24 protein-coding genes are annotated in these 26,298 nt (G+C 56.9%); 16 read left to right on the forward strand and 8 right to left on the reverse strand.

What is annotated here, in order from left to right:
* Positions 1 to 118: 118 nt before the first annotated feature.
* Positions 119 to 1,183 (reverse strand): quinone-dependent dihydroorotate dehydrogenase, encoded by a 1,065-nt coding sequence (locus ACZ5C7_RS23185; protein ID WP_464378536.1) that lies wholly within the window; start codon positions 1,181 to 1,183, stop codon positions 119 to 121.
* Positions 1,184 to 1,394: 211 nt separating this feature from the next.
* Complete coding sequence (locus ACZ5C7_RS23190; RefSeq protein ID WP_464378537.1) at positions 1,395 to 1,751, reverse strand: (2Fe-2S) ferredoxin domain-containing protein; 357 nt, start codon at positions 1,749 to 1,751, stop codon at positions 1,395 to 1,397.
* A 356-nt stretch (positions 1,752 to 2,107) separates the two neighbouring features.
* On the opposite strand from ACZ5C7_RS23190, the gene ACZ5C7_RS23195 reads away from it, so the two are divergent.
* The 9 genes from ACZ5C7_RS23195 to ACZ5C7_RS23235 are packed head-to-tail and all read left to right on the forward strand — an operon-like array spanning position 2,108 to position 10,452.
* Positions 2,108 to 3,139 carry a monovalent cation/H+ antiporter subunit E gene (locus tag ACZ5C7_RS23195; RefSeq protein ID WP_464378538.1) on the forward strand — a complete coding sequence of 344 codons (1,032 nt, stop codon included), beginning with the start codon at positions 2,108 to 2,110 and terminating at the stop codon, positions 3,137 to 3,139.
* Positions 3,136 to 3,417 carry a cation:proton antiporter gene (locus ACZ5C7_RS23200; protein ID WP_464378539.1) on the forward strand — a complete coding sequence of 94 codons (282 nt, stop codon included), beginning with the start codon at positions 3,136 to 3,138 and terminating at the stop codon, positions 3,415 to 3,417. The genes ACZ5C7_RS23195 and ACZ5C7_RS23200 overlap by 4 nt, the downstream gene beginning before the upstream one ends.
* Positions 3,414 to 3,767, forward strand: a complete 354-nt coding sequence (gene mnhG, locus ACZ5C7_RS23205) for a monovalent cation/H(+) antiporter subunit G (RefSeq protein WP_464378540.1) — start codon at positions 3,414 to 3,416, stop codon at positions 3,765 to 3,767. Before ACZ5C7_RS23200 ends, mnhG begins: the two co-directional genes overlap by 4 nt.
* Positions 3,764 to 4,303 (forward strand): DUF4040 domain-containing protein, encoded by a 540-nt coding sequence (locus ACZ5C7_RS23210; RefSeq protein WP_464378541.1) that lies wholly within the window; start codon positions 3,764 to 3,766, stop codon positions 4,301 to 4,303. The genes mnhG and ACZ5C7_RS23210 overlap by 4 nt, the downstream gene beginning before the upstream one ends.
* Positions 4,303 to 4,797 (forward strand): MnhB domain-containing protein, encoded by a 495-nt coding sequence (locus ACZ5C7_RS23215; RefSeq protein WP_464378542.1) that lies wholly within the window; start codon positions 4,303 to 4,305, stop codon positions 4,795 to 4,797. Before ACZ5C7_RS23210 ends, ACZ5C7_RS23215 begins: the two co-directional genes overlap by 1 nt.
* Positions 4,790 to 5,164 (forward strand): cation:proton antiporter subunit C, encoded by a 375-nt coding sequence (locus ACZ5C7_RS23220; protein ID WP_464378543.1) that lies wholly within the window; start codon positions 4,790 to 4,792, stop codon positions 5,162 to 5,164. The genes ACZ5C7_RS23215 and ACZ5C7_RS23220 overlap by 8 nt, the downstream gene beginning before the upstream one ends.
* Positions 5,157 to 6,713, forward strand: coding sequence for a proton-conducting transporter transmembrane domain-containing protein (locus tag ACZ5C7_RS23225; RefSeq protein WP_464378544.1), 1,557 nt, complete (start codon positions 5,157 to 5,159; stop codon positions 6,711 to 6,713). The genes ACZ5C7_RS23220 and ACZ5C7_RS23225 overlap by 8 nt, the downstream gene beginning before the upstream one ends.
* Positions 6,713 to 8,617 (forward strand): proton-conducting transporter transmembrane domain-containing protein, encoded by a 1,905-nt coding sequence (locus tag ACZ5C7_RS23230; RefSeq protein ID WP_464378545.1) that lies wholly within the window; start codon positions 6,713 to 6,715, stop codon positions 8,615 to 8,617. Before ACZ5C7_RS23225 ends, ACZ5C7_RS23230 begins: the two co-directional genes overlap by 1 nt.
* Positions 8,614 to 10,452: a Na(+)/H(+) antiporter subunit D gene (locus ACZ5C7_RS23235; protein WP_464378546.1), complete on the forward strand. Its 1,839-nt coding sequence runs from the start codon at positions 8,614 to 8,616 to the stop codon at positions 10,450 to 10,452. Before ACZ5C7_RS23230 ends, ACZ5C7_RS23235 begins: the two co-directional genes overlap by 4 nt.
* 100 nt (positions 10,453 to 10,552) lie before the next feature.
* Here ACZ5C7_RS23235 and ACZ5C7_RS23240 read toward each other — a convergent pair whose 3' ends face one another.
* The gene (locus ACZ5C7_RS23240) at positions 10,553 to 11,665 is read right to left on the reverse strand and encodes a tyrosine-type recombinase/integrase (protein ID WP_464378547.1); all 1,113 of its coding nucleotides are present in this window, start codon (positions 11,663 to 11,665) and stop codon (positions 10,553 to 10,555) included.
* A 627-nt stretch (positions 11,666 to 12,292) separates the two neighbouring features.
* Positions 12,293 to 13,024 carry an IclR family transcriptional regulator gene (locus ACZ5C7_RS23245; protein ID WP_464378548.1) on the reverse strand — a complete coding sequence of 244 codons (732 nt, stop codon included), beginning with the start codon at positions 13,022 to 13,024 and terminating at the stop codon, positions 12,293 to 12,295.
* Between the two features lie 189 nt (positions 13,025 to 13,213).
* Here ACZ5C7_RS23245 and dgoD point away from each other — a divergent pair, with 189 nt between their 5' ends.
* The 5 genes from dgoD (at position 13,214) to ACZ5C7_RS23270 (ending at position 18,870) form a co-directional block, all read left to right on the forward strand.
* Positions 13,214 to 14,368 carry a galactonate dehydratase gene (gene dgoD / locus ACZ5C7_RS23250; RefSeq protein ID WP_464378549.1) on the forward strand — a complete coding sequence of 385 codons (1,155 nt, stop codon included), beginning with the start codon at positions 13,214 to 13,216 and terminating at the stop codon, positions 14,366 to 14,368.
* Positions 14,369 to 14,493: 125 nt separating this feature from the next.
* Positions 14,494 to 15,768, forward strand: coding sequence for an ABC transporter substrate-binding protein (locus ACZ5C7_RS23255; RefSeq protein ID WP_464378550.1), 1,275 nt, complete (start codon positions 14,494 to 14,496; stop codon positions 15,766 to 15,768).
* A 12-nt stretch (positions 15,769 to 15,780) separates the two neighbouring features.
* A complete protein-coding gene (locus ACZ5C7_RS23260; RefSeq protein ID WP_464378551.1) occupies positions 15,781 to 16,752 on the forward strand; it encodes a carbohydrate ABC transporter permease in 972 nt (323 codons plus the stop codon).
* Positions 16,749 to 17,660, forward strand: a complete 912-nt coding sequence (locus tag ACZ5C7_RS23265) for a carbohydrate ABC transporter permease (RefSeq protein WP_464378552.1) — start codon at positions 16,749 to 16,751, stop codon at positions 17,658 to 17,660. Before ACZ5C7_RS23260 ends, ACZ5C7_RS23265 begins: the two co-directional genes overlap by 4 nt.
* A 40-nt stretch (positions 17,661 to 17,700) precedes the next feature.
* Positions 17,701 to 18,870 carry an ABC transporter ATP-binding protein gene (locus tag ACZ5C7_RS23270; protein ID WP_464378553.1) on the forward strand — a complete coding sequence of 390 codons (1,170 nt, stop codon included), beginning with the start codon at positions 17,701 to 17,703 and terminating at the stop codon, positions 18,868 to 18,870.
* A gap of 76 nt (positions 18,871 to 18,946) precedes the next feature.
* Here the strand turns inward: ACZ5C7_RS23270 and ACZ5C7_RS23275 are convergent, their stop codons facing one another.
* Positions 18,947 to 19,642, reverse strand: coding sequence for a DUF4013 domain-containing protein (locus ACZ5C7_RS23275; RefSeq protein ID WP_464378554.1), 696 nt, complete (start codon positions 19,640 to 19,642; stop codon positions 18,947 to 18,949).
* 543 nt (positions 19,643 to 20,185) lie between these two features.
* Positions 20,186 to 20,461, reverse strand: coding sequence for a helix-turn-helix transcriptional regulator (locus ACZ5C7_RS23280; RefSeq protein ID WP_464378555.1), 276 nt, complete (start codon positions 20,459 to 20,461; stop codon positions 20,186 to 20,188).
* Between the two features lie 468 nt (positions 20,462 to 20,929).
* On the opposite strand from ACZ5C7_RS23280, the gene ACZ5C7_RS23285 reads away from it, so the two are divergent.
* Positions 20,930 to 21,637, forward strand: a complete 708-nt coding sequence (locus ACZ5C7_RS23285; protein WP_464378556.1) for a helix-turn-helix domain-containing protein — start codon at positions 20,930 to 20,932, stop codon at positions 21,635 to 21,637.
* Positions 21,638 to 22,022: 385 nt separating this feature from the next.
* Here ACZ5C7_RS23285 and ACZ5C7_RS23290 read toward each other — a convergent pair whose 3' ends face one another.
* Positions 22,023 to 23,969 carry an archaea-specific SMC-related protein gene (locus tag ACZ5C7_RS23290; protein ID WP_464378557.1) on the reverse strand — a complete coding sequence of 649 codons (1,947 nt, stop codon included), beginning with the start codon at positions 23,967 to 23,969 and terminating at the stop codon, positions 22,023 to 22,025.
* Positions 23,970 to 24,059: 90 nt separating this feature from the next.
* On the reverse strand, positions 24,060 to 24,677 hold the full coding sequence (gene rdfA / locus ACZ5C7_RS23295) for a rod-determining factor RdfA (RefSeq protein WP_464378558.1): 618 nt from the start codon (positions 24,675 to 24,677) through the stop codon (positions 24,060 to 24,062).
* 386 nt (positions 24,678 to 25,063) lie between these two features.
* Between rdfA and ACZ5C7_RS23300 the strand changes: the two genes are divergently transcribed.
* Positions 25,064 to 26,209, forward strand: a complete 1,146-nt coding sequence (locus ACZ5C7_RS23300) for an acyl-CoA dehydrogenase family protein (protein WP_464378559.1) — start codon at positions 25,064 to 25,066, stop codon at positions 26,207 to 26,209.
* The last annotated feature ends 89 nt before the right edge of the window (positions 26,210 to 26,298 follow it).

Here is a 26,298-nt window from a genome sequence, read left to right on the forward strand (position 1 = left end):
TTGGTGCCTTCGATACCGAAGTTATTCTCTCACCCGGGGAATCCAGATAACTGATGAAGTTCTCGGGAACTGATTTCGTCCCTCATTCCCCACAACGAACGTGTCTTTCCAATCACCGTTACGAAACATCTGCGCCTACCGCTTCTTCGACGGATCGGAAGCCATCGCGTGCGAGCAATCCGACCAGTCCCCTGTTGATTTCCTTGGCAGTTGACGGGCCGTTGTAGACGAAACCGGTGTATAATTGGACCAGCGAAGCGCCGGTTCTAATCTTTTCGTAGGCGCTTTCGGCCGAATCCACGCCACCGACGCCGACGATCGGTAAGTCGGTGTGTCCGGCGATCGTTCGAATAATTTCGGTCGACCGATCCTCGAGCGGCGCGCCGCTCAGCCCGCCCCACTCTTGTTGGTTCGGCGACTCGAGTCCGTCTCGGGTGGTCGTCGTGTTCGTTGCGATGATGCCGTCGAGATCGAACTCCTCGACGATGTCGACCAGCTCGAGTATCGATTCGTCGGGGGAATCGGGGCCGATTTTGACGAGGATCGGAACGTTGCGGTCGTTTTCGGCTTCGATCGTTTCGAAAACCGCCCGTAGGTGTTCGGGGGAGGATTCGTCGAACTCCTCCGGCGTGTTCGGACAGGAAACGTTGACGACGACGTAGTCCGCAAACGGCGAGAGTCGGTCGAAAACGCGCCGATAATCTTCGATCGCCTCGCGCTCACCCGACGTGTTCATTTTGCCGATATTGACGCCGAGTGGAATCGACGGAAGCCCGTCTCGCTGGAGTCGTTCCGTGACGCGTTCCATTCCGTGACCGTTGAATCCCATTCGATTGACCATCGCCTCGTCTTCTCGGAGGCGAAACAGCCGCGGTCGCCGGTTGCCCTCCTGTGGGTACGGCGTGACGGTTCCGATTTCGACGAACCCGAACCCGAGCGCAGAGAGCGCGTGGGTAACTTCCGCGTTCTTGTCGAACCCGGCCGCGACGCCGACCGGGTTCGAAAACTGCGTCCCGAACCGTTCGATCTCGAGAGCGGGATCCTCGTACCGATACGCGGCGGCGAGCCCGGCTTTTGTCGGCCGCGTCGATTGTGCCACCCGGAGTGCCCCCTTTCCGAGTTCGTGGGCTGTCTCGGCCGGAAGTTTGAACGCGAGCGGCCGAACCCTCGAGTAGATGCTCATAGATCTCGATGCGAACGCCGGATAAGTAAACCTCTCGAAGGAACGTTCCCTTCGGAGTCGAGAGCCGTCTCGAGGTGCTATATCGAACACCCGGTTATCCCTCGAAATTTGTCGGCTGGAGATGTCGTTCGTGATTTCCATTGAGTTGGCCAGCGGACAGCAGTTTTCGCGGATCTGTATCCATGACCCGTAGAATACGAATTTTGGACACTCAAAGTTCGTTTTGACTCTCGTCGCTACGAAACTCGCCAACTCGATCAGCGTCCGGTCCGAACTCGGCTTCGAGCAACGCCGGAACGTCTTCGGGTTGGATGTCGGAGTACCACTCGTTTCGAGGTTGAATCGTTATCGCCGTCCCCCCGTCGCTACAGAGTGCGAGACAGGCCGTCGTGGTAACGCCGATCGGCGACCAGAAGGCGTTTCGTTCTCGGAGCCAGGACTTGATGGCCTCGAGCGTTTCCGTTGCGCCGACATCACCACAACAGGCGTACTCCGAATCTCGATCGTTCGTACAGACGAAGATGAACTGCTCGAGTCGCTCACGCTGTTCGGCCGTTCGTCGCTTCATTTCTTCTCCCTTGCCGCTGGCCGTCCTCGATTCATAGACACAGTAAACAATTATAATTTATCTACTAAAAGCTTACTTGATGTTCCGGATTGTTGCGACGCTTTCATCGCCCTCCCAGCCATACTACCTCACCGCCATATATTGACAGATGTTGCTCATTTCGACTTTAACCAATACATTCGGTCAATACAATTCTCCGACGCGGTTTCCGTCCCGTGATGAATAATGCAATTATTCCGCTAAGCCGCCTCCGTATCCGGTTCATAACGAAATAGTTTTCCTACGGGTACCGCTTGAGTCGAGTAACAACAGTAACGCCATGACAAACACACGACGGGCTTCCGGAGGGACGTGCTGTGGCGGGTAACAAGATACTCGTTCCGCTGTCGGACACGGTCACTGTCCGTCAGACGGTCGGGTATGCCGTCCAGTCCGCTCTCGAGGACGCTGACGAACTCGACTGTCACCTCGTTGTCGCGATTCCACACGACGGTGACGGCCCAGCAGGGGAATCGATTATCGACGAGGCCGAACAGCTCCTCGAGCGGGCGGCCAGTTGGGTCCACGAGGACGCCGGCAGTGCGAGCGTTTCGGTCGAAACGGCCGTTCTCGGAACGACGGAATACCTCTTCGGTCCCCGAGACTACGCTGAAGAATTTGCGGCGTACGCCGAGGAGCACGGCATCGACTGCGTCGTCCTCGATCCGGAATATCGCCCCGGCGTGACGGCACCGATGCTCCAGCCGCTGGAGCGCGAGCTGTCGAACGTCGGCCTCGAGTACGACGAAGCCCCGGTCGAACGACCGGCAAAGCACGAACGACTCGTCGGACAGGCGAGTTTCGACCGAATGTTCGCCCTTTTCTGGATTTCTTACGGCTTTTACCTCGTTCTGGGCGACCCGACGTACTGGTTCGATCTCGTAACGGGTGCGGCCGTCGCGGGTATCGTCTCTCTTACGCTCTCAAATATCACCTTCACTGTCGCTCCCGATCGGATCAAGTCTCCGCTTCGGACCCTCCGATTCGGTCTCTATGTGCCGTATTTGATCTTCGAGATCGTCAAGGCCAACCTGGCTATTTCGGTCGTTATCCTGCGACCGTCAATGCCGATCGATCCCTCGCTAACGCGGGTCAACGCCCGCGTTCGCAGTGGCCTTCCGTTGCTCGCGCTCGCAAACAGCATCACGCTCACGCCAGGAACGCTCGCCGTGCGAGCGAACGATCAACGGCTGATCGTTCACACGCTGATCCCGAGCGCCCGCGAGGATCTGTTCGACGGCAGTCTCGAGCGTGCGGTCCGGTTCGTGTTCCACGGACGCGATTCCGCGTCCATCGCGACGCCAAAAGAACGCGGTGACACCGAAATAATCGAGAGTGATGAACTGTGACAACTGAACTCATTAATGACATCTTTCTCGTGACGGCGGCCCTGTTCGTCGTTCTCGCGATCGCGATGTTCTATCGCGCCATCGCGGGGCCGACGACGCAGGACCGATTGCTTGCCGTGAACGTTCTCGGGACGAACACGGTCGTGATCCTCGCCCTGCTCGCAGCCGGGCTCGATCAACCGTGGTTCCTCGACGTTGCACTGATCTACGCGTTGCTCAACTTCCTGATGGCTATCGCCATCTCGAAGTTTACGGTCGAACGAGGTGGGGTGCTATGACGGACATCGTCTCCCTATTGACGGACGTGCAGTTCATGGCTATCGTTATCTTGTTAGCCTTCGGGCTGTTTTTCACGTTCGTCTCGACGGTGGGCGTGCTTCGATTACCGGATATCTTCGCGCGTGCTCACACGGCGTCCCAGACTGACACCCTCGGAGCGGGACTGGCACTCGCGGCCGTCGCGCTGGCGCTTGGCTGGCAGAACGCAACGGCCTACACCGTCCTGTTGTTGTTTTTCGTGTTCATCACGAACCCGACAGCGGCCCACGCGATAGCGCGTTCTGCGGCCGAATCGGGCGTCACGCCGTGGGAGCAAGACGATGAGGAAACAGAAGGTGATGAGCAATGAGCGCAGTCGCCTACACGCTCGCGGTGTTTATCCTGCTCGCCGCCGTCGTGACTGCATTGTTCCGTGACGTCCTTTCTGCTATCGTCGTCTTCGGAGCCTACAGCCTGGGGATGGCAATCTTGTACACGTACCTGCTCGCGCCGGACGTCGCCATGACCGAGGCCGCGATCGGCGCCGGTGTGACGACGATTTTGTTGTTGCTGACTATCGCGCGAACGTCGCGCCCGCCCACGGATCAACTGTTCGAACGTGTCAACGTCCCGGCGGTCGTCGTCGTGAGCGGCTTCGTCCTCGTCATGTTGGCAACCGTGTTGCCCGAAATGTACGAGGTCGGATCCCAGAGCGCCCCGGCGTGGGCAAACGAGGATGTTACCCAGTATTATATCCAGAACGCCTACGATGATACTGGCGTTCAAAACGCTGTTACTGCCGTTCTCGCATCCTACCGTGGATTCGACACGTTCGGTGAGGCGGTCGTCGTCTTCGCCGCGGGGATCGCCGTTTTGGTGGTCCTCAAACGGGAGGTGTTCGTCTGATGGCGGACCAGTACGATGACACCTACACGGAGAGTCAGGTTATCCTAACCTCCGTGAAGATCATCGCTCCGTTTACGTTCACGTACGGCATGTTCATGGCTCTTCACGGGGCTGACACGCCCGGCGGGAGTTTCCAAGGTGGTGCGATTATCGGGGTTACGGTCCTGATGCTCGCTTTCGCCTTCGGTATCGAGCCGACTCGAAAATGGCTCAGTAATTCCGCGATCGTCGGTCTGATCGCGGGCGGTGTTGCCATTTTCGTCGGCGTCGGTCTCGCGACCATCGCCCTCGGGGGCTCGTTCCTCGAGTACAGACTGTTTGAGACGGAACTCGGCATCCCCGACGGAACGGTCTGGGGGATGGAAGCGATCGAGATCGGCGGAATCGCGCTGATCGTCGCTGGTGTCGTCGTCACGCTGTTCTTCGCGACCGCGGCAGGATTCACGCCCGAACGCCGTACTCGAGACCCCGCTGAGGTGATTGACGATGATTGACTTACTTGCTACACGGTACGCCTACGTCCTGATGTTCGTCCTGCTCGGTGTGGGACTTTACATGATGATCGCCAACGAGAATTTGGTCAAGAAGCTAATCGGCGTCAATCTGTTCCAGACGGCGATATTCCTGTTCTTCGTTTCGGTGGCGTACGTCGAGGGCGGAGACTCGCCCGTCGTCCCGGCAGATGCGAACCCGGGAGGGGAGCTCCTCGTTTCCAGTCCACTTCCACACGTGATCGTGCTCACGGCGATCGTCGTCGGGGTCGCGCTCACCGCGGTCGGTCTCGCGCTGATCGTTCGAATCTATTCGGAGTACGGCACGCTCCGCGAGGACACCCTTCGGGAGGTGCGATCCGATGAGTAACGTCGAACTGATCCCGGTGTTGCTCGTCGTCGCTCCGATCCTCTTGGCCACGCTCCCTATCGTGCTCGGTCTTCGATTCGAGCGAACGGGCTGGTCCGTTACCGCACTTACGACGACCGGTCTCTTCGCAGCGAGCGTCTACCTGGCCCATCACGTCTATCGCACCCAGTCGGCAGAAATTTACGGACTCGGCGGGTGGGACGAGCAGTTCGGGATCGTCCTCGTCGCGGATCAGCTTTCGATGCTCATCATCGTCCTGATCACGGCGACTGCGGCCGGTTTGCTCGCGTTTACCCGTTTGGGCGGCCCGCGCGGGAACACGTTTTACACCGGCTACCTGTTACTCGTCGGTGGCCTTCTCGGACTCACGCTCACCGGCGACGTGTTCAACATGTTCGTCTTCCTCGAGATCGTCGGGCTCGGAACGTACGCTTTGATCTCGAGCGGCGACGGCCCCGAATCGGCCGTCGCGGCGCTCAAGTACCTCATCCTCGGTACCGTTGGCGCATCGATCTACCTGATCGGTGTCGGCTTCCTGTTTATGGCGACAGGGACGCTGAACATGATGGAGTTGGCCGACGTCATTCAGAACGGCGGACTCGACGAGCAACAACTGACCCTCGTTCGGGCCGCCTTCGCCTTTATCTTCGTCGGCTTCGCGATCAAGGTCGCCCAGTGGCCGCTTCACACTTGGCAGCCCGACGCCTATCAACACGCACCCGACGGCGTGACGCCGCTGATCGCCGCACTGGTTTCGACGGCTTCCGCGTACGCGCTCGCACGAATCATGTTCGATGTCTTCGGACCCGAGTTCTTGATTCAGACGCCGTACGCGAGGGAAGCAGTCGTCACCGTCGGATCGATTAGCGTTATCGCGGGGAGTACGCTCGCCGTTATTCAACAGGACATAAAGCGGATGCTGGCGTACTCGTCGGTCTCCCAGTTCGGTCTCGTCGTCGCCGCCTACGGCGTCGTCACCGAAACGGCGTTGACCGGAGCGATTATCCACCTGATCGGTCACGGCGTGATGAAAGCTGGATTGTTCGTCGCCGCAGGCGTCATCGCGATCGGCTACGGCGCACGGACCGTCAACGAATACGCCGGACTAGCACACAATCGACCGATCCCGTCCGCCGGGATGGCCGTCTTGCTCATCGCCCTTATCGGTATCCCACCGTCAGCCGGCTTCATCGGCAAGTGGTACATCGCCGTCGGTGCGGTCGAAGCTCAGGCCTGGTCGGTCGCGGCCGTCATCTTCCTTAGCACCATGCTGACGCTGGCGTACGCCGCTCGGCTGCTCGAGAAGATGTACTTTACACCGGCTCCGGATGCCGATCCCGGTTCGCATCATCCGAGCAATTCGGGGTCGCCCTCCCCGATCGCAACCGACGGTGGAGCCAGTTCGCGAACTCGAGGCTCACCGGAGGCAGTTTCTCTGGGGATGCTCGCACTGGTGGTTTCCGTTGCGATCATCGCAGTCGTCCTCGGATTCGCTGGTGATGTACTCTTCGAACTGCTCGATCCGTTCGTCGAGGAGGTGTTTAACTGATGACTGATCCGATTACTTCCATTCGTCCGCTCGCGGCCGTCTTGGTCTCGGCGATCGCGATGGTGTTGATTATTGCGTCGTATCGCCATCCGAACGTTCGTGAAAGCTGGTCCGTTCTGGCCGCCCTCGCGAAATTTGGAATCGTCGTGAGTATGCTTCCCGGCGTACTCGGCGGCGACACCTACCGGTGGAGTCTTTCGGACTCGACCGGCGTGGAATTCGTCGCGGGGATCGACTTCGCTCTCGAGGCGGACGGACTCGGCATGCTGTTCGCGTTGCTCGCGAGTTTCCTTTGGATCTTCACCTCCTTTTACGCGACCGGCTACATGCGCGGGCTCGACGAACACGCCCAGACGAGGTTCTTCGCCGCCTTCGCGGCGAGTTTGTCGACCGCGGTCGGGATCGCGTTCTCGGCGAATCTGGTGACGATCTTCGTCTTCTACGAACTCCTCTCGCTGGTGACCTACCCGCTGGTCGCTCACAACGAGGACGACGAGGCTCGTATCGCCGGTCGAAAGTACCTCACGTACACGTTCTTTGGCGGGGGCGTCTTCCTCTTGGCCGGCACCGTTCTGATCTACTGGCTCACGTCGGGCGTCGGTGATCCCACCGTCGCCTTCCAGACGGGAGGCATGGAAGCGGTCGCCGAAGCCGCCGGTGAGGAAGACAACCAAATCTATGCACAGGCCGCGTTCTTCCTTCTGATCGCCGGATTCGGCGTGAAGGCGGCAGTAATGCCGCTTCACTCCTGGCTCGCCGACGCGATGGTTGCGCCGACACCCGTTTCCGGACTGCTTCACGCTGTGGCGGTCGTCAAGTCCGGTGCGTTCGGTGTCGCACGCGTGATCCTCGACGTCTACGGCGTCGAGACGATTCGGGACCTGCCGCTCTCGGTCCCAGCGGTCGGCGAAGTCGGGCTGAACGTTCCCGTCGCGATACTGGCGGCGTTTACGTTACTCGCCGCGAGTATCATCGCGCTCCGAAAGGATCACCTCAAGCGTCGGCTGGCGTACTCGACCACCGCACAGCTTTCCTACATCGTGCTCGGGCTCTCGATGCTTCACCCCTTCGCGATTTTGGGAGCGTTGTTCCATATCCCTGCCCACGCGTTTGGAAAGCTCACCCTGTTCTTCTGTGCCGGTGCGGTCCACGTCGAGACGCACACCGATTACGTTAGTGAGATGGCTGGCATCGGCAAACGCATGCCGCTTACGATGTCGGCGTTCGCTATCGGAGCGGCAGGGATGGCCGGTATTCCGCTCGTCGCCGGCTTCGTGAGCAAGTTCTACATGCTCATCGGGGCGATGGACGTCGGTTACTGGCCCTTCGCGCTCGCGCTCATCATTTCGGGAATCCTCAACATCGCGTACCTGTGGCCGGTCGTCTACACCGCGTTCTTCGAGAGCGAGGATCGCCACGACGCGAAACCGTTGCTCGAGTTCCCGCCGGGTGGCAAGCGCGAATCCTACGGCGTAATGCCCGGCGAGCAAGGCGTCGCGACCGACGGCGGTGACCGCGCAGATGAAGGCGACGAGAGCGACGAAACAACCGATGAAGACGACGGATTCGCGGTCGACATGAACCCGAGCGATGCGGACGTTCCGTTCGGTCCGTCGGCCGACAACGACGATTCGAGTTCGGACGCTCGAGGGGACCACGTCGACCACCACGGCGAAGCTGATCACCACGACGATGACGACCACGACGATCACCATCACGGCGGCGCGCCGCCGGGCGGCTGGAAACGCCACTCGCCGTTCAGCGAGAGCACGTGGCTCATGCTGATGCCGATTTCCGTGATCGTGACCGGCGCGGTCGTACTCGGGGTCGTTCCGGACTACGCGGTCTTCCTCGAACTGGTTAGCTTTGTCGTCGAAGAAGTCACCGGAGAGGTGCTACCATGACAGAACTCGATATTCTCACACACGCGTATCCACCGCTGATCGTCTTCACAGCAGCGCTTCTCATGCTCGTCTTGCCGAGAGTGCTCGGCTACGCAGTCGGGGCGTTGAGTCTCGCAGCCGTGACGGCTATCGCGTACCTCGTTCCCGAGGGCGAGTACCTCACGACGACATTCCTCGGATTCGCGGACGTTCAGCCGTTCTTCGTCGACGACTTTAGCAGACTTGTCGGGCTCGGGCTCGGCTTTCTCGGAACCTTCGCCGTGATCTACGCCTACTCGAGTGACGCGTCTCGAGTGCAGGGAGCCTTCGCCCTCGCGTACGTCGCTTCGGCGATCGGTGCGACGTTTGCGGGCGACTGGCTCGTGTTGGTGTTCATGTGGGAACTGATGGCCGTAACGAGCACCCTGTTGATCTGGAACTACGGCGGTGACGCCATCCGTTCGGGCTACCGGTACGCCATCGCCCACGGTATCGGCGGGAGCCTTCTGCTGTTCGCCGTTACAGCCCACTACGCGCAGGTCGGATCGTTCACGTACGGTGCCGGTGTCGCCGACGGCGTCGGGATCGCACACACAGTACCCGCACTACTTGCGGTCCTCGGAATCGGTGTGAACGTGGCGTTCATCGGGTTTCACACCTGGCTTCCGGACACGTATCCAAAGCCACACTTCGCGACGTCGGTGTTCCTCGCGGCGTTCACGACGAAAACGAGCGCGTTGATCCTCTATCGCGCGTTCCCCGACGGACATCTCTATCTCGCCTACATGGGCGGACTGATGGCGGTCTACGGCGTCGTCTTCGCCTTACTCCAGCACGATATGCGAGCCCTGCTTTCGTACCACATCCAAGCCCAGCTTGGCTATATGGTTGCGGGGATCGGAATCGGGTCCGCGATCGGGATCGCCGGTGCGATGGGCCACCTGTTCAACAATATTCTCTACAAGAGTCTGCTGTTCATGGCCGTCGGTGTCGTCATCTACCGAACCGGTGAGAACGACCTGTACAAACTCGGCGGGCTCTGGAAAGAGATGCCACTCACTGCCATCGCCTTCCTCGTCGGTGCGCTCTCGATTACCGCCGTTCCCGGGTTCAGTGGATTTGTGAGTAAAGGAATGGTGCTTGACGCTTCCTCGGGGTACTTTGGCGGCCCCGAGTATCAAGCGCTCTATTGGTTACTCTTCATCGGTGCAATCGGAACGTTCCTCTCGTTCATTAAGCTCGGGTACTACGTCTTCCTTCACGGGCCAAGCGATCGCGAGGTCAAAGACGCAAAATCGGGCCAGACTGTCGCAATGTTCTCCGTCGGCGGAGCCTGTCTCGTTCTCGGTCTCCCTGCGATCGGATGGCCGGTCTTCACGGATCTTCTCCCATTAGTTGACGGCTCTGCGATAACCGTTGCTGGGACGGAAGATACGTTGGATCCGTACAGCCCCGGCCACCTCTGGGACTTCGTGATGTTGTTTACTATTTCGGTAGTTGGATTCAAGCTCATCCGCAAGCCGCTCTCGAAAATCGACTTCGGTGATCCTGCAATGCTCGTCAACCCGGCGACCTACTACATCGGTCGCGGATCGATGGTGGCTGTCACGGAAACCTACCGCGCCGTCGACGCCGCCGCGGTCGGCCTCGTTCGCCACGTTTACTGGATCGGAAACAATCCCGTGCTGGCGGTCGATGCCTTCGGCCACCGCTTGCCGAACTGGGTGGTCGATCTCGAGGAACGCCAACCGGCGGACGGCGGCCGTCCGTCGACGATCCATCTCCGAGCGGGTATCGGTCTCACCGTGTTGGTACTGACGGTGATTCTGACGATCATGTTGCTCCTTCTCGTCTAGATCGGCAGGAATCGTCCGTTATCGTCTTCGTTGTCGCTTTCTGCGGAAAACAGCCCACGGCCAACTCGGCGAGTTGTACCACCTACGATTCGTCTTGCGATCAGTTGTCTCGTGACTCGCTGGATGAGGTGACATCGATTATTCGATGGTGATCCTCTCGGAGGGCGATCGACTGCTCGAGAAAGGAAACCCGAAGCGAATTCGTCGGTGATGTCGCGGCTCGGCGACGGGAGGTCTCGAGGTCGCGACTGACGCCGCTCGGAGTGAGATACTCACCGTCGACGTCGATACCCGCGTCCTTGCAGAGCCGTTTGAGAATCGTTCGTGCGCCTTCGGTCGTAATCGCGGGTGGCGTGATGGCGTGTTCACGAAGGAGCGATTTTGCCGTCGAGTCCTCGAACAGCGAGTCGATTTCGGTCTCGCCGTATCCGCGTTCGGAGAGTTCCGATCGGACGTGGTTGCCGATCGACGGCGCGTGTCGTGTCGGGAACAGCGGCCACTCGTTCGTCGGCGGATCGAGTGCGATTCGGTAACGTCGGAGGGGAGTACGGGCCTGTGCCGGGAGCGACACGGCTTCGAACTGTCGTGATTTTCCGAGAACCTGTATCGTTCCGGTATAAAAGTCGACGTCGTCCCACGTCGCACCGGTCCGGCGATTGTCATCCGGTGCGCGGAACAGTTCGGAGCCCCGAATTTCCGTGTGTGCTAACAGTGCGACGACAGCGTACTCTCGAAGCCGGCTGCGTCTGGTTTTCCGGTCTTCGTGGAGCGACTCGAGTGCTCGTTCCCGAACGTACTGTTCGAGCGTTTGCCGCTGGTTGTCCGTCCAAAACTCGTCCGTACGCGTGTCAGTTTCGACCGGAAGAATCGCCTGTGCGTCCTGGGTGGCCGCTGGATTTTCCTCAAGCAATCCGCCGCGGACACACCACGACAAGAACGCGCGGACGACGGCGTAGTACGTTCGAGCGGTGGACGGGGCGTATTTCCCCTGTTCCGTTCGCTTTGACAATTCCCGGGCATACGCCTCGAAATCGGGTTGATCGAGTGCGATGAGAGCGGTCGTTTTTCGGGTTGTCTCAAGCCACGTTGCCCACCGTCGGAGTATGGACTCGGCGTTCGACGCGTAGGCACCGGATCCCGAATCACCGCTGTTTCCAATCGATTTCCGTTGGAGATAGGCATCGACCGCATCCGAGATGCTGACTGTTGCCATGGATTTATGACCACCGGTGTTCGTCTTGCCTCGCTCGGGGGTGTTGTTTTGAGTTCCCCGGTGTAGATTTCAAGCGGAGATCGAGATTCGAATATCCCTCTCCACTCATTCGTACGTTTTCCTAGTCTCTCTTTCCTATAAATTTGTGTTTCGGTGTCTTCATCCGTTTCGTAATAGCTGATTTCACTCGCTTCTCGGATCGGATCCCATACTATTAAAATCCAATCATGTGCGGTCTGTGAAGAAGCACTTCGCCAAATTTGTGGTGTTATATTCATAAATTCTTCTTTCATATTGGTAATATGGCATAGAACTTATTGACTTCCGCTAGAAGGCCTATTTACCTGTAAATTGCTCTATTAGAGCCCTTCGCTATTTGGTATTTTTACAGTATTGTATTATATATAGCTATAGTGTATATGATTCATATGGTGTTAATCCTAATAAAACCTATCTCTCGAGTAGGTACTGTGTTCTCGAGGCGAGAACATTCGTTCTCGAACCCGTTTCGAAGGCGGTAGCATTGGTATCTATTACAATCATATATATGTAACGATAAGCGAGGGGCTCTTCTCCCCACGCCGCCGCTGCTACATGTTCTCTTAACGAGAACAACTATAATAGTTATTATTTCGAATCACTTCCGATCGTCACCTCTCGAATGGCCTTTTCGATTGCTGTCCCAGCACTGATGACTAAGCCTGCGAAATCTTCTTTCAGTCGCTTGCCGCTGAGTCGTCGAGCTGGACCTGTGACCTCGACAGCACCGACCGGTTGTTCATCGGGTCCGATAACGGGGACTGCAATGGCGTTCTGTGGTGATTCCCCAGTTTGAATTGAGAACGTGATTCCCTGCTCGTGGGTGATCCTCGCGTCTGGACGTGTCTGGTTTTCGGGAGTGTACTCCGTCCGTGAATCACGTTCGATGATCGCGTGGCCGGCGGCCGACCGGTACGGATCGATCATTTCTCCGTCTCGTTCGGCCTGACTCTGTTGGTTCTCTCCCGTAAACGAGTAGAGATAGTACCCCGCGTCGTTTTGGACGACGACAATACTCGCGTGCTCGCCGGTTACGCTCGCCAGGTTTTCGATCGCAGGAATCGCAGGCTCGAAGAGCAAATGAGCATCTCGTGAGGCGATTCCAAGCGTAAAACATCGGAGTCCAAGCGAGTATTTGTACTCGGTTCGGGTCAAATACTGGAGATCGGATAACGTCTGGAGGTGCTTGTGAGCGGCACTCTTTGCGAGGCCGATCTCGTCGGCGATTTCCGTCGTCGTCAGTCCTCCTTCGTCTCGGACGAGTTCCAGGATTTCGAAACTTGTCTGCGTTGCGTTGATAGTGTACGTTTCATCTCCCATCGTACAGTTCGATTGGCGCCCGACGTGATAAATTTGTTCTCCTCTCGAGAACTCTCACCTCGGTTCCGTGGCCTTTCTCTTGTAGTGTCTTTCCTTCGGTGGGCGACTATTCCTATGGCCCCAGTTCGCCGAATTCGACCGACAAGTACATGTGATGCGCTTATGACCTTCAGGACGAGTCGTACTATCATGACCGAAATCGTCGACTACGAACTGTACGAGGTTCCGCCACGATGGCTGTTCTTGCGCGTCGAGACAGACGATGGTCTCGTCGGGTGGGGAGAACCGGTCATCGAGGGGCGTGCCAAGACAGTTCGATCCGCAGTAGAAGAACTGATGGATACGTATATCCTAAACGAGAGTCCCTTCGAAATCGAAGACCACTGGCAAACGATGTACCGCGGCGGATTTTATCGGGGCGGTCCGATTCTCATGAGTGCGATTGCCGGAATCGACCAGGCATTGTGGGATATTAAAGGGAAACACTACGACGCCCCCGTGTACGAACTGCTCGGCGGTGCGACTCGAGACCGAATCAGGGTCTACCAGTGGATCGGTGGCGATCGACCATCAGATGTCGGCGAAGCGGCGGCCGAAAAAGTCGAGCAGGGCTTTACCGCGCTGAAGATGAATGCAACGTCAGAAATTCAACGCCTCGACGATCCGGCCGCCGTGCAGTCGGCCGTCGATCGACTTCGAGAAGTTCGAGAAAGCGTTGGCCCCGAAATCGATATCGGTGTCGATTTCCACGGGCGCGTTTCGAAACCGATGGCCAAACGGCTCGTCAAAGCACTCGAACCTCACGAGCCGATGTTCATCGAGGAACCCGTTCTTCCAGAACACAACGACGCGCTACCCGAAATCGCTTCGCACACGACGATTCCGATCGCAACGGGAGAGCGAATGTTCTCCCGGTGGGACTTCAAGTCGGTGTTCGAAGACGGTGCTGTCGACGTGATTCAACCCGATCTCTCCCACGCCGGCGGGATCACCGAAGTGAATAAAATCGCGTCGATGGCAGAGGCCTACGATGTCGCGCTCGCTCCGCACTGCCCGCTCGGGCCGATCGCGCTCGCTTCCTGTATGCAGGTGGATATGTGTGCACCGAACGCCCTGATTCAGGAACAAAGCCTGAACATTCACTACAACGAAACGAACGACGTCCTTGACTATCTGACTGATAGCGATATTTTCGAGTACGAACAGGGGTACGTAACCGTTCCCGACGAGCCCGGTCTCGGTATCGAACTGGACGAGGAGTACATTCGCGAACAGGCAGAAAACGACGTCGATTGGCACAATCCGATCTGGCGCCACGACGATGGAAGCATTGCAGAGTGGTGAGGGGCGGCTAGTTCGCTGATCGGTCCGCTCCAGCGCACGTTCGTCTCGCTTTATAAAAGGTGATGAATACGAACATTATCATAAACGTTAAGTAAGATTGATCCCTCAGCACAGATGAGCGTATTATGTCCAATAATAACACGCATTCGCGACGACGGGTGCTAAAGGGTGCAGGGGTAACAGGTGCCACAGGGATGATGGCACTCGCGGGCTGTCTCACGGGAGACGACGACGGTGAAACCACGCTAGAAGTCCTTCACGGATGGACCGGTGGCGACGGTAAAGAAGCAGAGGAAGCGCTCTTCTCCGCGTTCGAAGAGGAGCATCCGGATATCGATCTCGACGATCAGCCGATCGGTGGTGGCGGAAACGAAAACCTCGATCAAACGGTTGCAACTCGGTTCCAAAGTGACGATCCACCGAGTTCGTTCGCTGGTTGGCCAGGAGCGAATCTCGAGCAGTACGACGATGTGCTCGGGGATATCGAATCCGAGGTTTGGGACGAAGCTGACCTCGCGGACGCACACGTTGACGAGGCTGTCGAAGCCTGTCAGTTCGATGGGGGGTACTCTGCCGTCCCGATCGGCTCCCACCGAATGAACGACCTCTTCTACAACGTCGAGGTTCTCGAAGATGCAGGCGTCGATCCCGAATCGCTCGACGACGCCGACGCGCTGATTGACGCGCTCGACACGATCGATTCCGAAACGGACGCGACGCCGCTTGCAATGTCGCTCGAGGCGTGGGCGATCTTGCAGACCTGGGCGGTCGTCATGCTCAGCACGCAGGGCTACGACGCCTACATGGACTTCATCGAGGGCAACGGTGACGAGGATGCAGTCCGCGATACCTTCGAAACGCTCGAAGAAATCCTCGACAACTACATCAATGACGACGCCGCTTCGGTCGATTTCACCGAAGTCAACCAGGATATCATGAGTGGTGACGCCGCCTTCATCCACGAAGGTAACTGGGTCGCGGGTGCGTACATCAACGAAGATATCGAGTACGGCGAGGAGTGGAACGCGATTCGATACCCGGGTACCGAGGACATGTACGGATTGCACATCGATTCGTTCATTTACCCGGGCGATAACCCGAGCCCCGAAGAAACCGCAACGTTCCTCCAGTTCGTCGGTGGAGAAACGGCACAGGTTGCGTTCAACCAGTACAAAGGTTCGATTCCGACTCGAGAAGGCGTGCCGACCGACGACTTCAACGACTACCTCACGGAAACCATCGAAGACTTCGAGACTGCCTCCGAGAAACCGCCGACGCTCGCCCACGGACTCGCCGTGGACCAGAGTACGCAGTCCTCCCTCGAGCAAGTTCTTAACAACAACTTCGCAGATCCCTTCGATGTCGACGACGCGACCGACGGGTTCATGGACGCAGTATAATTCACAACCTATATGAAACGTCTTGTAGCATTTTTACGTACCGTACGAAACAAGCAACGTATCCGGACGGACGGTGGTACGGCAGACGAGCGCTCGTCCGCCAAGCGGTGGCTCGATAGTGACTTCGTTCAGTCGGCCCCGTTCTGGGGACCGCCGCTCATCCTCATGGGCCTGTTCGTCTACGCGGCGATCGGGTGGAATTTCCTCCTTTCGCTGACGGATTACTCCGGATTTGGTGGTCCAGACTACACAAACCTTGGACTGCATAATTACTGGCGGATGGTTCAGGACCCATCTATTTGGGAAGCCACCTGGAACACGGTCGTTCTCCTCGTCGTCTTTACGATCGCGTGTCTGGCGCTAGGGCTCGCATTGGCCATTTTGCTCGACCGCGAGATCCGATTCGGTCGAGCGTTCAGGACGATCTACCTCCTTCCGTTTGCCCTGTCGTTCATCGTTACCGCTCAGTTCTGGCGGTGGATGTACAACGTCAACGACGGGATCGTCAACCAGTTCATCGGTCTGTTCGGTCTCGGGCCGTACAGCTGGTTGGGCGACCCACGGTTAGTACTCGGTTCGGTTATATTCGCTCTCGTCTGGCAGTTCAGCGGGTACACCATGGTTATTTATCTCGCCGCGCTTCGGTCGATTCCGACCGAGCAGTACGAAGCCGCGAGAGTCGACGGCGCGGGAACGTTCCGGATGTATTGGCGCGTAATTATTCCGCAGTTGCGGCCCGCAATCGTCAGTGCGACGGTCGTTCTGGTGTTGTTCGCACTGAAGGCCTTTGACTTCCTGTACGCCGTCTTCGACGGCTATCGGCCTCGCCAAGGGGCTGATATCCTTGCGACCAAGATGATGCGCGAGGGGTTCAACAACTCCGAGTGGGCTTACAGTTCAGCGATCGGGTTGACACTCTTCGTCCTTTCGCTGGCCGTGATCGCACCGTACCTGTACACGCAGTACAAGCGAGGTAATCTATGAGCGAGGAAACACTTTCGGCCGGACGAAGCACTGCAGACGAGCGCATACTCGACCGTATCACTCTCACTCAGGTAGGGTTGTACGCGTCCCTGGTAGGATTGGTTATCTTTTACCTGATACCGGTCCAATCCGGCTTCGTCACGTCGATCAAGACTTCGGATGCGTTGATCAACACGCAGCCGTTCGCTCCACCCGGACTCGACGGAGCGACGATAGAAAAGTGGGAGTTCGCGTTCAACGCGCTCTCGATGGGATTAGTGAACAGTCTCGCGTTCACCATCCCCGCAACGATTCTCTGTGCGGTGTTCGGAAGTATGGCCGCATACGGACTAACCCTCGTCAACTGGCGTGGGCAGGTCGCGGTCTTCGTCCTCTTTATCGCGGGAATCTTCATCCCGTACCAGGCCGTCATCGTTCCGCTCACCCAGTTCTGGTCGCAGTACGCGATGCTCGACCACAGGCTCGGGTTGATCCTCTCGTCACACCACGCGACGATTATCGAGCTCATCATTACTCACACCGCGTACGGGATTCCGATCTGTACGTTGTTGTTCCGGTCTCAGTACAAGACGATGTCCTGGGAGATGATCGAGGCCGCACGACTCGATGGTGCGTCAGTCTGGCGCATCTACAGACGCATCGTGTTGCCGCTGTCGATACCGATGTTCGCGGTCGTGTTCATCTTCCAGTTCACCCAGATCTGGAACGAGTTCCTGTTCTCGCTGACGATCATCGGGAGCGTCAACGATCCCGCCGCATCGGCGACACTGATCCTGTCGGGACTCGGTGAGGCACTCGAGGGTGTCGACTATCCGCTTCGAATGGCGGGAGCATTGATTACGGCACTCCCGACGTTGATCGTGTACCTCCTCTTTGCCGACAAATTCGCGGAGGGGGTTCGCGTATGATCGGTAGACAGATGGATCTACTCACACGGAGGTTCTAACAATGGCTCAAACGAAACTCAACGACGTTACGAAAGTATTCACGGAAGACGACGGGAACGAAATCGTTGCCGTCGACGAGGTATCGATCGATATCGACGACGGCGAGTTCCTCGTCCTCGTCGGTCCGTCCGGGTGCGGGAAGTCGACGACGCTGCGGATGGTCGCCGGGCTCGAGTCGATTAGCTCGGGTGAGATCAGTCTGGACGACCGAGTGATAAACGACATTCCAGCCAAGAACAGGGACATCGCGATGGTGTTCCAGTCGTACGCTCTCTACCCGCACATGACCGTTCGAGAGAATATGTCGTTCGGGCTCGAGGAATCGACGGACATGCCCGACGACGAGATCGACGAACGCGTCGAAGAGACGGCCGGAATGATGGGTATCAAAGAGTTACTGGATCGAAAACCCGGAGAACTCTCGGGCGGTCAACAACAGCGAGTTGCACTCGGTAGAGCGATCGTTCGCGACCCGTCGGTGTTCCTCATGGACGAACCGCTGTCCAATCTGGATGCGAAACTTCGGGCGGAAATGCGAACGGAACTCCAGCGCCTCCAGGAGGAACTCGATACCACGACGGTCTACGTGACCCACGATCAGACCGAGGCGATGACTATGGGAGATCGCGTTGCGATCCTCAACGACGGAACGCTTCAGCAGGTTGGGACACCGCTCGATTGTTACCACCGGCCATCGAATCTGTTCGTTGCTGGATTCGTCGGAGAGCCGTCGATGAACTTCATCGATACGGACCGTCGAACTGATGCTGGTGAAACAGTCCTGAAAGCCGATCGCTTCGATTATCCGATTTCCGACGGGATCGCGAACAAGGTTTCGGATTCGTCGAATCCGGTGCTCGGGATCCGTCCCGAGGATATCGGCGTCTCTCAGGACCCTCCAACGGACAAACACGACGTTTCGGCGACCATCGATGTCATCGAACCGATGGGCGACGAGAACATTGTGTACCTTCAGTTCGAAAGCGAGGATTCGGCGGTAGAAGCCGAACCCATAATCGCGACGATCGGCGGGATGCGCCAGTTCGAAAGCGGCCAGACGGTGACCGCACACATTCCTGAAGAGGCGATCCATCTCTTCGACGATGAGACCGGTGAGGCGTTGCACAATCGTCGTCTCGAAACGGCCGAATCCCAGACACCACAGCTCTGAGACAGGCACCGAATTCGATCCGTTTGACGTTTCCGACCGTCTCGCTGTTCGTTTTTTTGCCACCGTAAAACCGATCTCAGCCGTGTTCGTTGTTCGTCGTCGATCTCCTGTACCCCGTGGCGATGATACGGCTGCCCGCGAGGACGAGATACGCACCGAATAGCGAAGCGAGTAGTCCGGCAACGTCTGCTGACCCGATCGTAATCGAGACTGGAACGAGTCCGACGACGAACAGCGTAAAGCCTGTGACCCACGCGGTGACGTAGGGCAGCTCTCTGAGAACCGGGAACACTCGTTCGCGATCGAACGCAGCGCGCATCGTTTGAGTTTTCGTTGTGGCTGCCACCGCGGCAGGGAGGGCGTAGACGCTCGCGAGGAAGAGGAACAACATCGCTGTTGAACTTATCATAAACACCGGCGGTATCTCACCGCCGTCGGCTCCCGCCTCGACGAACGATGACACCGTCGTGAGCATCAGTGCGACAGGGACCACGAGAAAGGCAACTGCGATTCCCAGCGATTTGAAACCGGACAGCAGTGATGACCCCACCTCAAGGGGTGGGGGTGCGTGGTCGTCATCGACGAGGACGCGAGACAGGTATCCAACCAACACGGCGAAGACGGTCACCGTCGCGGCGCCGGGAACAAGTGCGACTATCGACGGGAGAAACTCCACGGTGTAGCGGTAGCCGATCGCGAGGGCTACGACGATTCCCGCGACGCCGAGGGATGGGGTCCCTCTAGTTGGGTATTTGAGTGCGTCAATGAGCATTCTTCTGGTTATTCTCGAATGCTGCTCGCTGTCGGTGGTCGATTCGCCGTCGGCGGACGAGTTGGGTGGCGCACTCTCGCTTCACGGATTCTCACTATTCTCCGTGATTATCGTATTCATATCGATTCGATAGGGACTATTGGAGTAAGTGTGCTGTGATTGTGGAACTGACGACGTGTTTTAGCGAAGACATTCGATGTGGCGGCTCGGATTCAGCCGGTATATATCGCGTACGTCTCTGCTTTGCGTTAATAAGGGTTTATTGGCTCCACAAAAATTCTATATAGCGTCATAAGATGTATAAGATACTATACGTGCGGTACAAGCATTTGTACGCGGTTATTCGCCGTATTTGGCCGTTTTGGAGTACACTGCACTAAAGCCCAGTTTAGTGCAGTACTTTTCATCGTCCCGATGCTGTCTTCGACAGCGGAAACGTACTTTCACACACTATCTTTGAGAAAAACGTCGGACAGCGTTCTGTGACAACTGTCAGTGACCTCCCGACAAAAGAACGTGGTGAACGTTCACCGGTTCGGAAACTTAGGAACCGATGTACTGGTTCTCCCACTCGCGCCGTGCTTCGATCTCTCGGCGACCGCGTCGGGTGGTCGAGTAGAAGTTCGTCCGTTGATCGAGTTCCCCTTTTTCGACTAATCCTTTCTCGACGAGCGTGTCCAGATTCGGATACAACCGGCCGTGGTGGATCTCTTTTTCGTAGTATTTCTCGAGTTCGTCCTTGATCGCTAATCCGTGAGGTTCGTCCAGTCCTTCGATTACTAACAGCAAATCACGTTGGAATCCAGTGAGGTCGTACATTCATTGAAGTATCTCAACCCAATAATCATAAATTCGTTGTTTTACGATTACGACATGGATCAATGACTTCATTTGTCTGCAAGGTAAAACGGATTTTCGCTGTCGTTTCGGGTTTAGCATTAGTAAGTGGAAGCGCCGCTCATTGGTACTCCTTGCAACAATCAACCGCGTTAGATACAAAGACGTCGTCGTCTGTACTGGTGACGTTCCAAGTCTGAACTGATGGGTGAGATCGATGGTGTCGTCTGTTTTTCTCATCAACCGACGCTTGGAACGATACAGTAGGTAAGCCGTTGATAGAGAATCTATACTATTTGTCTCATTGGACAGATGACGATCTCTGTTTTGGCTTTTATCCCGACATGCACCTGGTTTCTCAGTTGTCTTTCTCGAGAACTACGGATAGCAACTCGGTCGTAGAACTGCTCTTTCGGCATCGTTAAGTACTGATTGGCACATTACTTACATATGATGGTCGAAGCGCGGGACAAACTAGCCGAAAAAATTGCAGGAGAAATCGCGTTGAGCGAGAACCCCGGGGCGACGCTCCGGAAGTGGCGAACGGATTTCGAAATCGCCCAGAACGATCTCGCCGCTGAACTCGATGTTTCGGTCTCGGTGATTTCCGATTACGAAACGGGCCGCAGGGAGAATCCCGGAAGCGGAACGATCCGACGGACCGTCAACGCGTTGCTCGATATCGACGAATACCGAGGTGGGAAACACATTCGCCAACACGCTCGAGCGTTGTCGGCCGGTCTGGATAGCGATATCATTCTGGACCTTCACGAGTATCGCGCGAACGTCTCGCTTCAGGAGTGTTACGACAGCATTGAGGCGACGGAGTTGGCAGCGGGAAACCACGATACTGTTGCGGGACATACCGTCGTCGACAGCGTCCAGGCTATTCGCCACCTTTCTAGCCGGGAATTTTACAACCTGTACGGTCAGAGCACAAACCGTGCGCTGGTGTTTACGAACAACACGTCGGGAAAGGGTGCGCTCATTGCCCTTCGAGTTATCAACCCGACTCCAAATGCCGTCGTTCTCCACGGTGTGAGCGAAGACGAACTGTGGGAGTTCGCTCCCGAACTCGCTCGCGGAGAGAATATCTCCCTGGCAGTCACAACGATCGATCTCGATTCGCTTCTCGATCGGCTTCGTGAAGCTTCGTAGGCCACGCATATTACAGTTCTCGAAATAGAACGGTTGCTAAACTATTGTCTCAATTAGTATCTGTTTGTGAGATTTACATGTGCTCTCAACAGTTTCTCTGATTGCTGAAGTCCCTTCTAACTAATACATTCGTTCACTTTCCCTCATCATTCGAATGCTCACTGGCTGCTTGGGGTTTCGTCCTTTTCCCTTTGTGAAGGCGTCTACTGCTCGTACTAGTTCGTATCTAATTCCTCGTTTATGGATTCGTGTTCGTCCGTCATTATCACTCCAGTTTGGATTTTCAGTGTACCTGTTACACACATATCTGTGTAACGCTCGTTTCGGGTATGGTCTGCTTTCACTGTCGGTGAGAGTACTCGAGTCGGTGAAAACCAATCGGAGTTTAGATTTCGGTCACGTAGTGATGCGATTCGGGGAGGGGTTGGGCGTCCTCCGGAAGTAAGGCGACGACGAGGCAATCGACGTACTCTTCGAAGTACTCGACGACCGACGCGATTCGATCCGAATCGATGGCTTCGAGTGAGTCAAGCAGCATGAACGGAACGTCCTCGTAGACGTTGTGGACGAGGTAGCCGGCGAGCGCGAAGACAAGCCCCGTTACCTCCCGCTCACTTTCGGAGAGGTGTGAAATAGTGTCCTCGTAGGTCGCCCCCTCGTCGGTCGTTCGGACCACGTGAAGGTCGAACGCCGTTTTCGAAACGGTTTGTCGTCCATCCCGAACGTTCGTTTCCCGGCGTTCGATCCAGATCCGATCGATGTTTCCGTACTGAAGGACCGACAGGATCGATTCCATGTGGTCGTTGAAGGCATCGATTGCGTCCTCTTCGATTCGGTCGACGCGTGTTCGAAGCTCGGTAAGCTCCGATTCGATTTCCTCGCGGCGGTCTTTGAGTTCGTCCCGGTCGTCGATCGTCGCCTCGAGTTCCTCGATTCGGTCGTCGACATCGCTTCGATCCGATTCCAGTTCCTCGAGTTCGAGTTCGACGCGGTTGAGTTCGCGGTGGGTCTCGAGAACGTCGCTGTAATCGGTATCCTCGAACGATTCCGCGTCCGCCTCGAGACTGTCGACGCGTGCACCTAACTCGTCCAGTTGCGCTTCGAGATCGTCGATCTGGTCCTCTCGCATTTCGATCTCGTCTTCGGTGGACGAGAGTTTCCGTTTGAGTCGGCTTCGTCGTTGGGCGTTTTCTTTGATCTCCGACTTTCGCTCCGAGAGTTCGTCGATCTGGTCCTGTACGTCGTTTCGCTCGGCGAGCGTGTCTTGGTGTAGTGACTGGAGGCGTTCGAGCGTCGATTCGATGCGGTCCCGTTCGACGTTCGATCCACACGTCCAGCAAACGATTTCGTCCGATTCTTCGACCAACTGGTCGGTCAGTTCCGTCGAGTCGTCGTCGGATAACTCCCCGTCGAGATCGATCCCGTCACCCGACAGCCGGTTCTCGTTGAACTGGATGACGTTTTGCAGTTCAGTTAGTTTCGAATCGAGCGATCGTTTTCGCTCTCGTAGTTCCGAGATGCGCCCGTCGAGTCGGTCGGGAGACTCGGTATCTTCCGCGGTGTGTTCCTCGATGGCTTCCTCGAGTTCATCCCGTTCCCGTTTGAGTTCCCGGAGGCTCTCCCGCTCGGTATCGAGATCGTATTCGACCGACTCGAACTCCTTGCGCGCGCTTCGGAGTTCCGCGAAGGCGTCTTCTAACTCCTCCTTTCTCGTCCGGCTTTCGTCGACGTTGATCTCGTGTTCCTCGAGTTCCGTTTCGAGTTCGTCGATTTGGGCCGAGACGTCTTCGATCTCTGCTTCGAGCGAGACTCGCTCGGATTCGAGTTCGGGGAGCTCGTCTTCGAGTCGCTGGAGTTCTGTGATTCGTTCGTCTAACTCCCGTTTTTCGTTTTCGAGAGCCGAAATTTCGGCTTCGATTTCGTCGGTGTCGATCGGTCGCATGATGATTTCGCGAAGATCGTCGCCGCGACCGACGGCTCGTCGAGCCTCGTTGGACTCCAGAAGGAACGCAAAGAGATCGGCGAGTTCTGGGTCCTCGAGGTACGGATTTCCGTCGAACGAGACTGTTCCGTTCTGTCGATGCAATGAACGAGTGAATTCGTTGTCCTCGAACGTTAACTCGACGTCCCCTTCGTTTGCATCTCCCTTTAAAGACGATTGGTCGCTTCCCAGTGCGGCCATAATCGCTTGGAGAAATGATGTCCGGTTGGTCGCGTTCCGTCCCGTGAGGACGTTAACACCGGGGTGGAGTGTGACAGCAGTTTCGTCGATCCCACCGATATTTTTCGCAGTAAGATCGATTGCCGATTCGAGTGACTTCGCTGTTGACATTACAGAGAGGTTTGTGTTCCCTGTATAAATAACCACCACCAGCGGAGGATATTGTTCGTTCGCTACCCCTTTCACCGAGGACCGCTATCGTTACGAAGAGCAGTCACAGCCGCCGGAATCGATGAGTTCGCCGACGGTGTAGGTCGTCCCGCAGTTTTCACAGACGACCGTCACGGAAACGAGCACGTCGTAGTTCTGTTCGGTGAGCAGTTCGGCCCGAACCAGTTCCTCTATCGTCGAGTCGGTAACGACCTGCGTGCGACTCGCCAATCGCTGAATCGTTTCTTTCTTTCGCTCCCGTCGGGATTCGTCATCGTCGTTTTTCGGGAGCTCCGCTTCGCGAACCGTCGTCAAATACGTATGAATAGCCTGATGAGTGACGAAATCAGAGCGAACGTCGTCGATTTCGACCCCTGTCCGTTCGAGCGACCGTCGTTTTCGAATTCGCTCGGAGGACGTCGCATCGTCGTCGGTCAAAATCTCGTACGTGTTTTCTACGTCGCGTTGAGTTGGCGTCCCACCGGCTTCACGGAGCGCTTCCTGCAGAACGGCAATATTGAACTCCGTCGCGAGATCGCGTAGACTCGTCCGGTTTCCACCTTCGCCGAGCCACTCGGCCTCGAGTCGGGCACCCCACTCTTCGAGTTCGTAGGTGTCGATCACCCGTTCGACTTTCGTTCGTCGACGACTGTCCGACTCAACTGTCATACGACTACCATTGCATTCCGGCGATACAAATGTTCCGAATGGTGGCTGTTTGCTTGGCGTTTGTGGTACTCGGAACGTTCTTCTCGCTTACACTGTCCCGTTTCGACGGGGAACCGAACGGCGTTTTCGTGATGTAATCGTTCCAATTTGTGATAGCTCCGGGATTCTATCGAAGCCTGGTGAGTTAGAGGCCCTATTTTGATTACATCGATATGTGCGTAATGGTTCGTGCGGTCACTCGAATCCGACCTGTCGCCACTCGGGAGCTATCAAGTCACTTTTGCGTGTCGCGTGAGCGAAAGACCGTGGTTGACCCGTCATTTTACGTGGTTGACTCGTTCGGCACTGACCCGTCATTTTACTATCTACACCTCCATTGTGTGGGTATGGATATCACGAACGAACAACAGCTTATCCGGGATACCGTCCGGGAGTTCGTCGAATCGGAAGTCACCGACGGCGCTTCGGAGGCGGACGAAACGCAGCAGTTTCCCGAAACCGTCTGGGACGGGCTCGCAGAACTCGACCTTACCGGCCTCACCGTCCCGGAGGAACACGGTGGAATCGATGTCAATCAGCTCACCTACAGCATCGTCAACGAGGAGCTCGCGGCGGGACATCTCGCGGTAGCGACTGCACTTTCCGTCCACTGTCTGGCGACCTCCTGCATTCGAAAATTTGGCTCGGACGCACACAAAGAGCGGTGGCTCCCGGAAATGGCCGCCGGCCGTCCTGTCGGCGCGTTCGCGTTATCCGAACCCCACGCCGGTTCGAACCCGGCCGCACTGTCGACTTCGGCCCGTCTCGATACGGGAGCGAGTGGGGAACGGGACGCGGAGTACGTGATCAACGGAAAGAAACAGTGGATCACGAACGGCGAGCGAAGCGGTGTTATCGTTCTGTTCGCTAAAACGGATCCTGACGATCCCGAAACCATCACCCAGTTTCTCGTGCCCAAAGATGTCGAGGGGTTGGAGGTCGGCAAGAAAGAGGATAAACTCGGACTCCGTGCCAGCGATACGACGACGCTGCTTTTCGACGACGTCCGAATTCCCGCGGAAAATCGTCTCACTCCCGTTGGCGAGGGACTCAAAGCCGCCTTTTCGATTCTCACCGGTGGCCGAATCGCGATTGCGAGTCAGGCCGTCGGCGTCGCACGGGCGGCCCTCGAGGACGCGGTCGAGTACGCGAACGAGCGCGAACAGTTCGACGAGCCCATCATCGAACACCAGGCGATCGGCCAGAAACTTGCGGATATGCAGACCGACGTTCAGGCCGCTCGCTTGCTCACTCGAGACGCCGCACGCAAAAACGAGGACGGCGTCGATTCGATGGCCGCGAGTATGGCGAAGTACTTCGCGAGCGAGACGGCCGTCGACGTCGCCAACGACGCGATACAGGTCCACGGCGGGTACGGATACACGAAGGACTTCGATGTCGAGCGGTACTATCGAGACGCGAAGATAACCACGATATACGAGGGAACATCCGAGATTCAAAAGAAGATCATCGCGAGGAATTTGAAGGACTAATCGCAGTCTCGAGGACCTGTTAGAATCTCTCTCTTTGCAGCAATTCTCTTCGAAGAATCATCCGAAAATTGGAGCAAGAGTTTAGGATA

The sequence above is a fragment of the Halostagnicola alkaliphila genome, from assembly GCF_055379965.1.

What these genes read in the sequence shown, in the direction of transcription:
- ACZ5C7_RS23285 (WP_464378556.1), top strand. Translation starts at nt 20,930, where the DNA reads ATGATGGTCGAAGCGCGGGACAAACTAGCCGAAAAAATTGCAGGAGAA.
- ACZ5C7_RS23230 (WP_464378545.1), top strand. Translation starts at nt 6,713, where the DNA reads ATGACTGATCCGATTACTTCCATTCGTCCGCTCGCGGCCGTCTTGGTC.
- ACZ5C7_RS23255 (WP_464378550.1), top strand. Translation starts at nt 14,494, where the DNA reads ATGTCCAATAATAACACGCATTCGCGACGACGGGTGCTAAAGGGTGCA.
- ACZ5C7_RS23225 (WP_464378544.1), top strand. Translation starts at nt 5,157, where the DNA reads ATGAGTAACGTCGAACTGATCCCGGTGTTGCTCGTCGTCGCTCCGATC.
- ACZ5C7_RS23215 (WP_464378542.1), top strand. Translation starts at nt 4,303, where the DNA reads ATGGCGGACCAGTACGATGACACCTACACGGAGAGTCAGGTTATCCTA.
- ACZ5C7_RS23185 (WP_464378536.1), bottom strand. Translation starts at nt 1,183, where the DNA reads ATGAGCATCTACTCGAGGGTTCGGCCGCTCGCGTTCAAACTTCCGGCC.
- dgoD (WP_464378549.1), top strand. Translation starts at nt 13,214, where the DNA reads ATGACCGAAATCGTCGACTACGAACTGTACGAGGTTCCGCCACGATGG.
- rdfA (WP_464378558.1), bottom strand. Translation starts at nt 24,677, where the DNA reads ATGACAGTTGAGTCGGACAGTCGTCGACGAACGAAAGTCGAACGGGTG.
- ACZ5C7_RS23240 (WP_464378547.1), bottom strand. Translation starts at nt 11,665, where the DNA reads ATGGCAACAGTCAGCATCTCGGATGCGGTCGATGCCTATCTCCAACGG.
- ACZ5C7_RS23190 (WP_464378537.1), bottom strand. Translation starts at nt 1,751, where the DNA reads ATGAAGCGACGAACGGCCGAACAGCGTGAGCGACTCGAGCAGTTCATC.
- ACZ5C7_RS23270 (WP_464378553.1), top strand. Translation starts at nt 17,701, where the DNA reads ATGGCTCAAACGAAACTCAACGACGTTACGAAAGTATTCACGGAAGAC.
- ACZ5C7_RS23290 (WP_464378557.1), bottom strand. Translation starts at nt 23,969, where the DNA reads ATGTCAACAGCGAAGTCACTCGAATCGGCAATCGATCTTACTGCGAAA.
- ACZ5C7_RS23265 (WP_464378552.1), top strand. Translation starts at nt 16,749, where the DNA reads ATGAGCGAGGAAACACTTTCGGCCGGACGAAGCACTGCAGACGAGCGC.
- ACZ5C7_RS23300 (WP_464378559.1), top strand. Translation starts at nt 25,064, where the DNA reads ATGGATATCACGAACGAACAACAGCTTATCCGGGATACCGTCCGGGAG.
- ACZ5C7_RS23260 (WP_464378551.1), top strand. Translation starts at nt 15,781, where the DNA reads ATGAAACGTCTTGTAGCATTTTTACGTACCGTACGAAACAAGCAACGT.
- ACZ5C7_RS23245 (WP_464378548.1), bottom strand. Translation starts at nt 13,024, where the DNA reads ATGGGAGATGAAACGTACACTATCAACGCAACGCAGACAAGTTTCGAA.
- mnhG (WP_464378540.1), top strand. Translation starts at nt 3,414, where the DNA reads ATGACGGACATCGTCTCCCTATTGACGGACGTGCAGTTCATGGCTATC.
- ACZ5C7_RS23280 (WP_464378555.1), bottom strand. Translation starts at nt 20,461, where the DNA reads ATGTACGACCTCACTGGATTCCAACGTGATTTGCTGTTAGTAATCGAA.
- ACZ5C7_RS23220 (WP_464378543.1), top strand. Translation starts at nt 4,790, where the DNA reads ATGATTGACTTACTTGCTACACGGTACGCCTACGTCCTGATGTTCGTC.
- ACZ5C7_RS23235 (WP_464378546.1), top strand. Translation starts at nt 8,614, where the DNA reads ATGACAGAACTCGATATTCTCACACACGCGTATCCACCGCTGATCGTC.
- ACZ5C7_RS23275 (WP_464378554.1), bottom strand. Translation starts at nt 19,642, where the DNA reads ATGCTCATTGACGCACTCAAATACCCAACTAGAGGGACCCCATCCCTC.
- ACZ5C7_RS23210 (WP_464378541.1), top strand. Translation starts at nt 3,764, where the DNA reads ATGAGCGCAGTCGCCTACACGCTCGCGGTGTTTATCCTGCTCGCCGCC.